This window comes from Paenibacillus sp. 598K, assembly GCF_003851045.1.
Classification (GTDB): domain Bacteria; phylum Bacillota; class Bacilli; order Paenibacillales; family Paenibacillaceae; genus Paenibacillus_D.
This window is the reverse complement of record NZ_BFBX01000305.1, coordinates 1-211: the sequence shown is the minus strand read 5'-3', so window position 1 is coordinate 211 and position 211 is coordinate 1.

The following is a 211-nucleotide window of genomic DNA, read 5'->3' as shown; positions in this document are numbered from 1 at the left end:
TCGGCGAGCTGCTGCGGGAGCCGATCGCCAACCGGTTTGGCGATGTCGGCTTGCGTTAGTCGAGGGTTTGAGTGCGCTCCTGCCCAACAGAGGCGAGTGGCCCTGGCTAGATAGACTCGCTTGCTAGATAGCTTCATCCTGCATGGAGCACATACGAGATATAGCGGTGCCGGGACCTAGCCCTGCACCGCTTTAATACGAAAATAAAAGT